We start from the raw sequence: 11,829 nt of genomic DNA on the forward strand, positions 1-11,829 counted from the left end.
TCTCGTTTCATCGCCTACCGTTTTTAAACACACTCGATCCGCGCCGAATCCACCCGCGTTACGCTCAATGTCGCACCCATGCGCCTTATATCGCCCTTGTCGCCTCGCGCCGCTTTCCCCTATGTTCCGCCCTAACGTCTATACCGCCCCTCCACATCGAACTTTTCCGCACTTTCGTTCCGTTCTCGCTCCCATCGCCTACCGTTTTTAAACACACTCGATCCGCGCCGATTCCACCCGCGTTACGCTCAATGTCGCACCCATGCGCCTTATATCGCCCTTGTCGCCTCGCGCCGCTTTCCCCTATGTTCCGCCCTAACGTCTATACCGCCCCTCCACATCGAACTTTTCCGCACTTTCGTTCCGTTCTCGCTCCCATCGCCTACCGTTTTTAAACACGCTCGATCTGCGCCGATTCCACCCGCGTTACGCTCAATGTCGCACCCATGCGCCTTATATCGCCCTTGTCGCCTCGCGCCGCTTTCCCCTATAATGGAAAACGAGACGAAGAACGTCCCGACCCCCTTATGGGCTGATCGGGACGTTCTTCTTTTTTATCAAAGGAGGTTTATGACGACATGGCGACGGCGTTCGAAGACGCAACATCGAAATGGCTCGACGACCATCGCTCCAGGCGGTCCGGAAGCCGGCTCGAGCGAATCGCTAGAGGGCTCGGACATGCGGAACGTTTGTTTTTGCGGAACGTCTGGCACCCGCTCCGGGGCGACTTCGAGCATCTGCATCCGGAGTACGAAGTCCTCGACTGGAGAGGTCGCCCCTACTACGCGGATTTCGCCTGGCTGCCCGGGTATGCTAGCTTGCTGTTCGAGATCAAAGGCTACGGTCCCCACGTTCGAGACATGGATCGGCAAAAGTACTGCAACGAGCTGAACCGCGAGACGTTCCTGCTGACGGTCGGGTATCGCGTCGTCTCCCTCTCGTACGACGATGTAGAGCAACGACCCGAGCTCAGCCGCTCGATGATCCGCCTCGTGCTCGGCAACTACGACCCTGCGCGCGCCCCCGCGTCTCGCGCCTTGCTGGCGGAGAAGGAGATCATCCGGTTGGCGTTCCGGAAGGCGGAGCCGATTCGACCCGTGGACGTCGTCCGTCACTTCGAGATCGACGCGAAAACCGCGACGAAGATGCTGCGCCAGCTCTGCGAGAAGGGGTGGCTGCGGCCGTGCCCTCGAGGGCGAGGCGAGCGGAACGTCCGGTACGAGTTGACGCGAGGTGCGATGGAGTATTTCCTTTAGACGGAAATCCTCCCACTAATCCGGGCACCCGTGGTCCGCGGTGCCGAACTAAAAGGAAAACCTCCCACTAATTCAGCCAAAAGCCGGGCTTCAAGACGCCTCGGGGCCAATTAGAGGGAGGTTTTCCGTGTAATGTGCGAATTCGGAGCCCATCCAGGCAAATTAGAGGGAGCTTTTCCCGCTAATGCCAGGGGGATGGGCAGCAGGGGGTTCGGCGCACCGGCGCCCGACGCCTCAGCCGCCGGCGAAGAACGCGCGCAGCGGCGCCTGCAGCGGCTCGTAGCCGCGCTCGTAGAGCGCGCGGTATGCCGCCGCGCGCGTCGCGTCCGGCGCGATCGTGCGCGTCGCCGCGCCGCCCGCCGCGAGCCCGGCCCGCGCCGCCTCGACGGCTTGCTCGGCGTCCGCGTACAGCCCGGCGCCGACGCCGGCCGCGAGCGCCGCGCCGAGCAGCGTCGCTTCCGGCACGCCCGGCAGCGCCAGCTCGCAACCCGTGATGTCCGCCTTCACGGACAGCCACAGCGGGTTGCGCGTGCCGCCGCCGACGACGAGCAGCCGCTCGATGGCGCCGGCCGTCAGCCGCTCCGCGCTGCGCTTCATCATCTCGAGCTGGTACGCCGTCCCCTCGAGCACCGCCTTCAGCATATCCGCCCGGCCGTGCGACTTCGCGAGGCCGACGAAGCCGGCGCGCATATGCGAATCCGGCAGCGGCGCCCCGCTGCCCGCCAAATACGGGAAGTACAAAATGCCCGTCGGTCCCGGCGCCGCGTCGTCGCACAACGCGAGCAGCTGCTCGTACGTTAACGCGGGGTCGCCGAGAAGGTCTCGCATCCACTCGACCGAGCCGCCCGAAGACGATTGGCCGCCCATCCAGAAATAACGCCCCGCGGCGATGTGGACGCCGAACGACAGGCCGGTCTCGTAGTCGGCCCGCGTCAGCTCGCGCGCGTCGAGCGTGCCCACCAGTGTCTCCGCCGTCCCCATCGAGTCGTACACCGCGCCCGGCCGAATCGCCCCGACGGCGAGCGCCGCCGCGACGTGATCGTGCCCGGCGATCGCCACCTGCGTCGACGAGGTCAATCCGCCGCCGCACAGCTCCGGCAGCACGCCGCCGATCGGCGCGCCGCCCGGCACCGCCTCGGGGAACAGTCCTTCCGGCAAGCCGAAGTGCCGCACCCACTCGACGTCCCACGCCCTGCGGTCGATCCGGTACGCGTACGTGCGCGCCGCGAGCGAATCGTCGAACGCCATGCGGCCCGTCAGCCGGTAAGCGATCCAGCTGGAGGCGGACAACCAGACCGGGTCGCCCCCGGTCAGCGCGTCCGGCGCGTGCTCGCGGATCCATAAAATTTTCGCCAATCCGAGCTTAAAGCTGCCGTGCAGCCCCGAGCGGACGAACCGCTCGTACGGATCCGATTCCCGCTTGATCAACGCCGACTGCGGCTCCGAGCACGTGTCGAACCAAGGCAGGAACGGCGAACGCGGCGCCCCCGTCGACCGCTCGACCACGAGTCCGCTCTCCGCCATCGACGCGATGCCGATCGACGCCGCGGCGACGCCGCCGAGCGGTGCGAGCGCTTCCTTGAGCGCCGAATATAAAGATCCCCACATGCGCTCGGGATCGTAATAGCTGATGCCGAGCCGCTCGTCCCGAAGCGTCTCCGTCGGGCGGCTCACCACGGCGAGCTGGCGCCCGTCCTCCGCGAATACGCCGACCTTGCTGTTCGTCGTGCCGATATCGATGCCAACCGTTACAATCGTCAAGATGGTCCTCCCGTTTCCCGCATGCGATTCGCGCGTCCGTCCGCCTAGGCGACAAGGGTCAAGCGACTAAGCGACTACGGCGTCAAGCGACGACGACGCGATTGCGCCCTTGCTCCTTCGCTCGATATAACGCCGCGTCGGCTTTCCGCATCACCTCGACGAGGAACTGCTTCGGGTTCTCGTCCTCGTAGCTGTCTCCGTCGACGCTGATCAATCCCATGCTGATCGTAATTTGAATGTCTCCGCGGTCCGTCGCGACGACCTGCGATTCGACGATGCGCCGAAGCTGCTCCGCCAAGCGGTACGCGTCCCGATTTTCCGTGTGCGGCAAGTAAATCGTGAACTCCTCGCCGCCGTAGCGGGCGAAGATGTCGCTCTCCCGCAGCCGCGCGCGGATGAGCGTGGACGTATGCCGGAGCACCTCGTCCCCGATATGATGCCCGTAGGTGTCGTTAATTTGCTTGAAGTGATCCACGTCGAACAAAATGAGCGAAAACGGCACGCGATACCGCTGCTCGACGGCGATCTGATACTCCAGCATCTGAAACAGATATCTTCTATTATAACATCCCGTGAGCGGATCCGTCGTGGCGAGCAGCTCGAGCTTCCGATTCGCGACCGACAGCTCCTCCTGCATGAGCGTCAGCTCGCCGTTGCGCAAGGTCAAATCCTCGTTGCGGTCGTGCAGCTCGTGCACGAGCCGGCGCCACTCCGTGACGTCCTGCAGCGTGACGATCCGCCCGACGTAAGAGCCGTTGTCGCTGTAGATCGGCGTAATTTTCACGGTGACGTGGATCGGCGCTTGCTCCCGAACGAGCACCTCCGTCTGCAGAAACTTCCCCGTCTCGTTGAAATACGAACTTAGGAAGCCGCGGCCGAAGCCGGGCTCGAGCGCGCCTTCCATGAGCGACTCGATCGGGAACGGCTGCCCGACCGTCATCGGGAAAAATCGCGTCGCCACCGCGTTTCGGTCGAGCACGTTGTGACGATCGTCAAGAATGACGATGCCGGTGTCCATGCTGTCCACGACCTCGCGCAGCGCGATGGAAATAATCCGGAACGCGTTGTTTTTCCGGATCGCAATGACGAAGCAGATGTCGGAGAAGACGATGCCGAGGGACGTAAGGCCGGTGACATTTTCCAAATGAGGAAACAACGGCGTCGACGTATAGACGGTATCGAGCAGCGCAAGCAGCAGCATGATCGACTGTCCGAGCAGGAACAGCACGATCTGCCGCCGGAATCCGAAATCCTTCGTCTTGAACAGCGCGCGAATCATGACGACGCTGCCGAGCAGCACGTACAGCACGCTGATGCCGGCCAAATACCAGAAGACGGGACCGTACGTCCGCTCGGCGAGCCACGTCGTCGGCGTCGCCGCGAACAAGCCGTGCCAAGGATTCAAGGTGACGAGCACCGCCGCGACGAGCGCCGGCAGGCCCAGCACCAGATACCCCGCCTTCTTCATCCGATACAGACCCTTGGTCAACATGAGCGAAAACATAAGCCACCCGTAGCCGAGGAACGAGAGTCCGACGAACGCCAAATTCACGGCATACCACTGGTAGTCCTGATCGGGCGTAATCGACAGCATGAACATGCCGTACGGCCACGTCATCATGGCGATATGGAAGGCGATATATACTTTATGCAGCTGCCGTATTTCGTTGGTGAATAAGACGTACAGAAATAGAAAAAGTAAAGCGAGGGCCGAGAGGAAATCAATCCCGTTAAACGTTTGTTCCATAGGGAGCTCCTTACGGGTAGATAGGTCTTTTTAACCAAGGGATTATATTCGCTTCGGTTTGGAGATTTCCTTTTTTTATGTGAAAATTAATAAAGGAGGGATTTTATATGTCTTCATCTTTGTTCTCGCCGTTCGAAATTCGAGGCGTCTCGCTCAGAAACCGGATCGTCATGTCGCCGATGTGTATGTACAGTTGTTTCGAAAAGGACGGGAAGGCGACCCCGTGGCACGTCACCCACTACGCCAGCCGGGCGGCCGGCGGCGTCGGCCTCGTCATGACCGAGGCGACCGCCGTCTTGCCCGAAGGCCGCATCTCCGACGAGGACCTCGGCATCTGGTCGGACGATCACGTCGCCGGCCTTCGCCAGGTGACGGACGCCTGCCGCGCCGCCGGCGCGAAGACCGGCATCCAGCTCGCGCACGCCGGGCGCAAGTCCGAGGCGGACGGACGCGTCGTCGGACCGTCGGCCGTCGCGTTCAACGACCGCTACCGGACGCCCGAGGCGATGACCGAAGCGGACATCGCCGCCGCGGTCGCCGCCTTCCGGGACGGCGCGCGGCGGGCGAAGGACGCCGGCTTCGACGTCGTCGAGCTGCACGCGGCGCACGGGTATTTGCTGAGCGAGTTCCTCTCGCCGCTCGCGAACTTCCGCACGGATCGGTACGGCGGCGACGCGGAAGGCCGCTTCCGCATCCTCGCCGAGACGATCGAAGCGGTTCGCGGCGTATGGGACGGCCCGCTGTTTCTGCGCCTGTCGCTGAACGAATACGCGGAAGGCGGCACGCCGCTCTCGGACTTCGTCGAATTCGCCCGGCGGGCCAAGGCGCTCGGCGTCGACCTCGTCGACTGCAGCTCCGGCGGCGTCGTGCCGGCGCGCGTCGACGCGTATCCCGGCTACCAAGTGCCGGCCGCGGAGGTCGTGCGCCGCGAGGCGGACATCCCCGTCGGGGCGGTCGGGCTTATCGCGGAGCCCGCGTTCGCCGAGCATCTCGTCCGGACCGGCCGCGCCGACCTCGTCTTCCTCGGCCGCGCGCTGCTGCGCGATCCGTATTGGGCGCTGCACGCGGCGAAGACGCTCGGCGCCGAGGCGCCGATCCCGCAGCAGTACGCGCGAGGCTGGGCGTAACAGGTCAAAAGAAAACCGCCGCCGAAGGAGAGCTTCCGCTTCCCTTCGGCGACGGTCCGCGCCGTTACGTCGGCCGATATCCGTCGTTCTTCCCGAGATCTTCGCCGTCTCGAAGGAACGTGACATCGTTGCCGCCCGAGAAATAATCGTCCTTGATCTGCTCGCGGGTTTCCGCCGCGCCCGCCTCGTCGCCCGCTTCGCCGCTCGCGACGTCGTTATAGGACGCTAGCAGCGCCTCGCCGGCAGGATTGTTTCGCTTATCTCTAGCCAAGCCGCCTTCAACTCCCTTCCTCGAATTACTTACAGATTGCCTCGCCGCCGCGCTTCTGATACATGCGGCGGAACCGCGGAACAACCTTGAACGAGAGGAATGACGACGTCTATGAAACATATTTATCGCGAAGGCGCCGGCGAAGACAAGCCGGTCCTGCTGCTGCTGCACGGCACCGGCGGCGACGAAGAGAGTCTGCTCGAGCTCGCATCGCGGATCGACGCCGAAGCCGCCGTCCTGAGCGTGCGCGGCAACGTGCTCGAGAACGGCATGCCCCGCTTCTTCCGCCGGATCTCCGAAGGGGTGTTCGACGAAGCGGACCTCGCGTTCCGCACCCAGGAGCTGCATAACTTCCTGCACGACGCGTCGCTGCAGTACGGCTTCGCTCGGGAGCGGGTCGTCGCCGTCGGGTATTCGAACGGCGCGAATATCGCGGGAAGTCTTCTTTTCCAACACGAAGACGCGCTGCAAGCCGCCATCCTGTTCCGCCCGATGGTGCCCCGCCGCGGCGTCCCGCTGCCCCGCCTGGACGGCCTGCCGGTGTTTATCGGCGCGGGCGAGACCGATCCGCTCATTCCGAAAGCGGAAACGGAGGAGCTGCGGTCGCTGTTGGAAGGCGCCGGCGCCGCGGTGACGCTGCACTGGGAGCCGGCCGGCCATCAGTTGGCGAATACCGAGATCGACGCCGCCGCGGCATGGGTACGCTCCCTCCCCGGCCCGAACGAATAAGCGGCCTCGATCTGTGCGTTCGGTCACTGCCCGCGCCGTTCCGCTTCCTATATAATGGAAGCATAAGACGGATAAGGCGGTGGCCGACATGTTGTTTCGCAACATCTTAGTCGCCTACGACGGTTCGGAGCCAAGCCGGAGCGCGCTTCGGAAGGCGATCGAGCTCGCGACGGCGGCGCCGTTTTGCAAAATCGACGTCCTCTATGTCCGACCTACCCCGACGACGTGGCATCCGGACTTGCCTGCCGCGCCGTTGATCGAATACGAAGAGAGCCGCGCGGCCGAAATCGTCGACGGAGCGCGCGAGATGCTTCGGCCCGTGCCGAACCGATGGCGCACGTTCATCGCCGAAGGGCGAGCCGCGAAGGCGATTCTCGCCTTCGCGGGCGAGACCGGCTGCGATCTGATCGTTCTGGGCAGCCGCGGACGAAGCGGATGGACGGAGCTGTTCCTCGGCAGCGTCAGCCACTACGTCGTGCAGCATTCGCGGGTCCCCGTGCTCGTCATGAAGCGGCCGCCGGACGAAGGCGAGGTCGTCTCCCTCCGGCAGCCGGCGAAGGAGCGGACGTCCGACGCTCGCGAAGAACGAGACGAGAAGGGGCTGTCCCAAAAGTCTGAATGACTGGGGGCAGCTCTTGTCTTTTACAGTTATGCTTTTAACGAGAGGGGGTACGGGTTCCGGCCGCCACTGAACGTCGTGTTCTTTAGATTAGATTGGAAGGGTACAACACGACGTTCGAAAAGGCGGACGTAAACTCCTTCACCCGTCCCCCGCTCCCTCGCGCTTCTGTAAATAGAATGAACTGCTTGACATCATATAGACACCGGTTCGCGACAGCAAATTAGTCGACAAAAAAACGCAAAGAAATCGCTCGTTTCGGTAAAATGGAAGTACGACCGAAGTGGAAATAGAAAACGGTCGGTCAGGAATAGAGCTGATCGACCGTTTTCTTGTTTTTCATTGAGGAACTATTCTCCGTTAGTGGATTTTAATCCACTTATGGGACAGCCCCTTCTCGTTTCCGGCTTCGCTACTCCTCTTTCGCGAGCGACCGCAGCCGCACCCAACGGGGACGGTAAATATCCGCGTCGACGGTGTGGGCGCTCCAATTCGTCGAATTGACGTTGTAGCTGATCAAGAGCTCGCCCGGCCGAGACAGATGCGGATGCGCCTTGGCGTTATACGTGATGACGTCCAGCCCTTCGAAGTCGGCCGGTTCCGGCGCGTAATAGACGTCCGTCATCGGGCCGAACGGCCCCGCGGGCGAATCGCCGACGCGGTACGCGACGTAATGGCTGAGCGTGTCGCGCTCGACGACGAGCAAGTACTTGCCCGCGAACGGGCCGTCCGCCGTCTCGGTAACGCTCAGCTCCGCCGACACGCCGTCCGCCAGCGGCGCCGCGTCGGCGATGTTCCGGCTCCAGCCCGCGCCGTCCCAGAACCGCCAAGCCTCGAAGTCCTCGATCGACTCGGGGCGGACGCGCGCGACGAGGAGACGCTTCGTCGTCGGCGTATTTTTATAGCCGTATACGTACAGGTAGCCATCGGGATTGGAGGCGCCGGACGCCTCCGTTAAATCCAAAATCGCCGCGCCGTACAGCGCCTCCCCGCCGCCGTCCGGGTAGACGTAACGCAGCGGCGTCTCCGTCTGCGTCTGCGCCTCCGGCAGCGGGCCTTCTTCCGTCAGCGGCAGCTTGATCAAGTGCACGCCCGACGTCTTGAACTGGAATCCGGGCGCGCCGTCCGGATCTTTCTCCATCAACAACGGGAAAAGGTAAACGCTCCCGTCGATCGTCACGCCGTCTTGCAGCCAATACCAGGATCCCTTGGGCGCGTTCGGCGTCTTCGGCGTGAACAGGCTCAGATCGGCGCTCTTCGGCGCGAACAGGAACGACAGGCTCGCCGGATCGGGTTCGCCGCCCCGGAGCGCCGCCATCGAGTTGTTCACCATGCCGGCCTGGACGCGCATCCGGCCGATCGGGTCGGCCGCGCCGACGAACGTATCGCTGAAGAAAAACAGCGTGCGCCCGTCCGCCGCGCCGCCGGGCGCGTCGCGTCCGTCGAGCGGAATCGAATAGACGCCGTCCGCGCCGGTCCAGCCCCGGTAGCTGCTGAACAGTCCGGTCCAGTCATGCGCCGGCTCGACCGCCAGCCCCTCCCCCGCGAAAAACCGCAGCTCGCTCAGCCCGTACCGACGGCTGCCGTCCTCCGCTTCCGCGCCCCAATTGCCGTCGGCCCCGGAGGCCGCGATGCGCACGTATCTGGCGTGGACGCCGCCGAAGTCGATCGGACTCGCCTTCCCGTCGTCCGCATTCGTCGCGGCCAGCCGGTCGCCGCCGTCCGCCTTCGCGAGCCGATACGGCCCGGCTTCCCCTCGCAGCTCGGTCCAGTTCAGCTTGTCGATCGAATAAGCGATCGTAACCTGCTTCAGCCCGGCCTCCGGCCCCGGTTCGCCGCCGCCGTTGTAGTTCCACACATGCATCTCGCCGAGCGGATACGTGCCGCCGAGGTCGACGACGATCGCCGCCTCCTCGCCGCCGCCCGCCGGCGTCGTCGCGAGCCACATGCCTTCGCGCCTCCGGTCATGCGTATCGTCCGCGCCGCGGAGCGCCGACATGCCGTAGTGGCTCACGACCGCGTCCGGCGGCGTGACGTCGCGCTCCGGCGCGGACGACACCGCGTCGATCGGGTGGATGAGCGCGCCGGACGTCACCTCGCCCGCATACCGGTAAAACCGGACCTCGCTAAGCCCGAACGTCCGGGTTCCGTCCGCGGCGCGATTGCCCTTCCCGGCCTCGGGATGCGCCTCGAGCCGCACGTAGCGGGCGAGCGCGCCGCCGAACCGGACCGGCTCGCCGCCCTCGAGGTTCGTCGCGGCGATCGCGCCGGCGCCGCTCGCTTCGGCGAAGACGAACGGCGCCCCTTCGCCCTCCCACGCCGTCCACGTCTGCCCGTCGACGGAGAGCGAGATCGCGACCTCTTTCAGACCGTAAGCGGTCCGCTGCGGCTCGTTGTAATTCCAGATCCACATCTCGCCGAGCGGCTGTACGCTTCCGAGATCGAACGCGAGCGAGGCGGCCTGGCCCGCCGCCGCGTCCAAGCACCACATCGCGCGCTTCTCGTCGCCGTGCAGCTGCGCCTTCGCGCCGGCGCCGGACATGCCGGCGTTATCGGCGGCGCGCGCCGCGGCGCAGCCTTCGCTCGCCTCGCCCGCCGCCCTCGTCCCTTCGATCGGCGTCCCGTACGCCGCTCGCCGCGGCGCCGGCTCTGCCCGTCCGCCCTCGCAGCCGGTCGACGCGGCCAGCAGCGCCGCGGCCGCGATCGCGAGCCCGATCGTCGCCGCCCCCCGTCTCATGCGTCCCATCTCGTCCCCCCGCGCCTTCGAATCCGCTTCCATTCTATCCTACAGTGTATCCTCGCGAGCGGCCGACGTCTTTCGGAGAAGGCGCCAACTTTTTATAAATTAACGCCATCGAAAAAACCGATCCCCATGCAGCACCCGCGCCGCCTGAAGATCGGTCCATTCGATTCCGTCACTTCTTATCGTTTTCCAGCAGCTCCACCAATACTTTCAGCGCCTCGGTCGTATCGATGTACGCGTACCGGCCGCCGGTGTATTCGCCCTTCTGCTGCAGCGGGAAGCCCCGGCTCGCAAGCGCCTCCGTCTTCTCCTGCATTCCGTCGATGACGAAGGCGATGTGATGCACCCCTTCGCCGCGCTCGTTCAGATGGTTCCGCCACGTGCTCGGCGTCTCGTCGGGCTCGATCAGCTCGAGCTGCAGATTGCCCAAGCGGAAGAACGCCAGCTTCGCCCGCGCGGCGGACGGCCGCCCCTCGAATTCCGTGCGGGCGACCTCCGGCGCGTCCGTCCAGAACGCCTCCGGCTTCGGCAAGCCGAAGAACGCCGCGTACGCCTCGCTCGTCCGCTCGATATCGCGTACGATCAGACCGATCTGCGTTACCACATTGGTGCCGAGCATGCCGTTCGCTTGTTCCTCGTTCATTGGAATCCGCTCCCCTGTAGGTTCATATTACGACGAAACGGCCGCAACGAGCCGACCGTCGACTTCCGCGACCGGCACGAACACCGGACGCTCGTCCGGCGACCTGTTCGGCGTATGCAGCGCGAGCCTCAGCCCGCCGTCGAACCGCGCGAAAATCATGCCGTGACCGCCGTCGCTCTCGTAGATCGGCTCCGGCTCTTGGCGCCATGGCCCGAGCACGCCGCCGGACTCGGAGCGCGCGATGCCCTGCGCGTACCGGCCGCCGCGGAAGCTCGACCAAAGCATCAGCAGCGTCCCGTTCGCGCAGCGATGCAGGTACGGGCCGTCCGTGACGTAACCCTCGCCGTTCTTCGGGCTCTTCACGGGCTCCACCCACGGCGCGTCGGTCGCCCGGAACAGCGTGACGGGCGCGGATACCGCGCGGTCGAGCGACTCGGACAGCTCGATCGCCTCGACCGTGCCGTCTTTCGTCTGCACCCACTCGTGGCAAAACACCATCCACGGCTTGCCGTCGTCGTCCACGTACAACGTACCGTCGAGGCATTCCCAGTCGCGCGGCGTCACCGGACCGTCGCTGTGCGGCCGGAACGGGCCGAGCGGCGAATCCGCGATCAAAATTTGCGTCCCGCGGCAGACGCCGTCCGCCTTGAACGTCGCGAACATATAGTACTTCCCGCGATACCGGTGCACCTCGGGCGCCCAGTAATTCGTATCCGACCAGAAGTCCGGCCCCGGCCGGAACGCCGGGAACGGTCCCTCCCATTCGGTCAAGTCCTTGCTCCGATACGCATCGAAGCCCGTCGCCGGGCCCCGCCAGATATTCTTGTCGGTCGAGCCGTACAAGTAATACCAGCCGTCCTCGTGCGGCAGCACGAACGGATCCCGCATTTGAATGTCGTTCAACGTTAACTTCGGCTTCGTCGGTTCCGTCAT

10 protein-coding genes are annotated in these 11,829 nt (G+C 64.6%); 4 read left to right on the forward strand and 6 right to left on the reverse strand.

What is annotated here, in order from left to right; all coding sequences use genetic code 11:
- The first annotated feature begins 578 nt into the window (after positions 1 to 578).
- Positions 579 to 1,256 carry a helix-turn-helix domain-containing protein gene (locus FE782_RS30735; protein WP_138198180.1) on the forward strand — a complete coding sequence of 226 codons (678 nt, stop codon included), beginning with the start codon at positions 579 to 581 and terminating at the stop codon, positions 1,254 to 1,256.
- Positions 1,257 to 1,490: 234 nt separating this feature from the next.
- Here the strand turns inward: FE782_RS30735 and FE782_RS30740 are convergent, their stop codons facing one another.
- The gene (locus FE782_RS30740) at positions 1,491 to 3,017 is read right to left on the reverse strand and encodes an FGGY-family carbohydrate kinase (RefSeq protein WP_238392725.1); all 1,527 of its coding nucleotides are present in this window, start codon (positions 3,015 to 3,017) and stop codon (positions 1,491 to 1,493) included.
- 82 nt (positions 3,018 to 3,099) lie between these two features.
- Positions 3,100 to 4,764 (reverse strand): histidine kinase N-terminal 7TM domain-containing diguanylate cyclase, encoded by a 1,665-nt coding sequence (locus FE782_RS30745; RefSeq protein WP_138198181.1) that lies wholly within the window; start codon positions 4,762 to 4,764, stop codon positions 3,100 to 3,102.
- A 107-nt stretch (positions 4,765 to 4,871) separates the two neighbouring features.
- Between FE782_RS30745 and namA the strand changes: the two genes are divergently transcribed.
- Positions 4,872 to 5,891, forward strand: a complete 1,020-nt coding sequence (namA, locus tag FE782_RS30750; protein ID WP_138198182.1) for an NADPH dehydrogenase NamA — start codon at positions 4,872 to 4,874, stop codon at positions 5,889 to 5,891.
- A gap of 64 nt (positions 5,892 to 5,955) precedes the next feature.
- On the opposite strand, the gene FE782_RS30755 is transcribed toward namA, so the two are convergent.
- The gene (locus FE782_RS30755) at positions 5,956 to 6,162 is read right to left on the reverse strand and encodes a hypothetical protein (RefSeq protein ID WP_138198183.1); all 207 of its coding nucleotides are present in this window, start codon (positions 6,160 to 6,162) and stop codon (positions 5,956 to 5,958) included.
- Between the two features lie 111 nt (positions 6,163 to 6,273).
- Here FE782_RS30755 and FE782_RS30760 point away from each other — a divergent pair, with 111 nt between their 5' ends.
- Positions 6,274 to 6,891 (forward strand): alpha/beta hydrolase, encoded by a 618-nt coding sequence (locus FE782_RS30760; RefSeq protein ID WP_138198184.1) that lies wholly within the window; start codon positions 6,274 to 6,276, stop codon positions 6,889 to 6,891.
- Between the two features lie 88 nt (positions 6,892 to 6,979).
- The gene (locus tag FE782_RS30765) at positions 6,980 to 7,513 is read left to right on the forward strand and encodes a universal stress protein (RefSeq protein WP_138198185.1); all 534 of its coding nucleotides are present in this window, start codon (positions 6,980 to 6,982) and stop codon (positions 7,511 to 7,513) included.
- 409 nt (positions 7,514 to 7,922) lie between these two features.
- Here FE782_RS30765 and FE782_RS30770 read toward each other — a convergent pair whose 3' ends face one another.
- The 3 genes from FE782_RS30770 to FE782_RS30780 form a co-directional block, all read right to left on the reverse strand.
- On the reverse strand, positions 7,923 to 10,256 hold the full coding sequence (locus tag FE782_RS30770; protein WP_158299622.1) for a DUF5005 domain-containing protein: 2,334 nt from the start codon (positions 10,254 to 10,256) through the stop codon (positions 7,923 to 7,925).
- Between the two features lie 169 nt (positions 10,257 to 10,425).
- Positions 10,426 to 10,896, reverse strand: coding sequence for a VOC family protein (locus FE782_RS30775; RefSeq protein WP_202914647.1), 471 nt, complete (start codon positions 10,894 to 10,896; stop codon positions 10,426 to 10,428).
- Between the two features lie 27 nt (positions 10,897 to 10,923).
- The gene (locus FE782_RS30780) at positions 10,924 to 11,829 is read right to left on the reverse strand and encodes a glycoside hydrolase family 43 protein (protein ID WP_138198187.1); all 906 of its coding nucleotides are present in this window, start codon (positions 11,827 to 11,829) and stop codon (positions 10,924 to 10,926) included.

It is taken from the genome of Paenibacillus antri (genome assembly GCF_005765165.1).
In the GTDB taxonomy this organism is placed as follows: Bacteria; Bacillota; Bacilli; order Paenibacillales; family YIM-B00363; genus Paenibacillus_AE; species Paenibacillus_AE antri.

What these genes read in the sequence shown, in the direction of transcription:
- FE782_RS30745 (WP_138198181.1), bottom strand. Translation starts at nt 4,764, where the DNA reads ATGGAACAAACGTTTAACGGGATTGATTTCCTCTCGGCCCTCGCTTTA.
- FE782_RS30765 (WP_138198185.1), top strand. Translation starts at nt 6,980, where the DNA reads ATGTTGTTTCGCAACATCTTAGTCGCCTACGACGGTTCGGAGCCAAGC.
- FE782_RS30770 (WP_158299622.1), bottom strand. Translation starts at nt 10,256, where the DNA reads ATGGGACGCATGAGACGGGGGGCGGCGACGATCGGGCTCGCGATCGCG.
- FE782_RS30775 (WP_202914647.1), bottom strand. Translation starts at nt 10,896, where the DNA reads ATGAACGAGGAACAAGCGAACGGCATGCTCGGCACCAATGTGGTAACG.
- FE782_RS30735 (WP_138198180.1), top strand. Translation starts at nt 579, where the DNA reads ATGGCGACGGCGTTCGAAGACGCAACATCGAAATGGCTCGACGACCAT.
- FE782_RS30780 (WP_138198187.1), bottom strand. Translation starts at nt 11,829, where the DNA reads ATGACGGAACCGACGAAGCCGAAGTTAACGTTGAACGACATTCAAATG.
- FE782_RS30760 (WP_138198184.1), top strand. Translation starts at nt 6,274, where the DNA reads ATGAAACATATTTATCGCGAAGGCGCCGGCGAAGACAAGCCGGTCCTG.
- namA (WP_138198182.1), top strand. Translation starts at nt 4,872, where the DNA reads ATGTCTTCATCTTTGTTCTCGCCGTTCGAAATTCGAGGCGTCTCGCTC.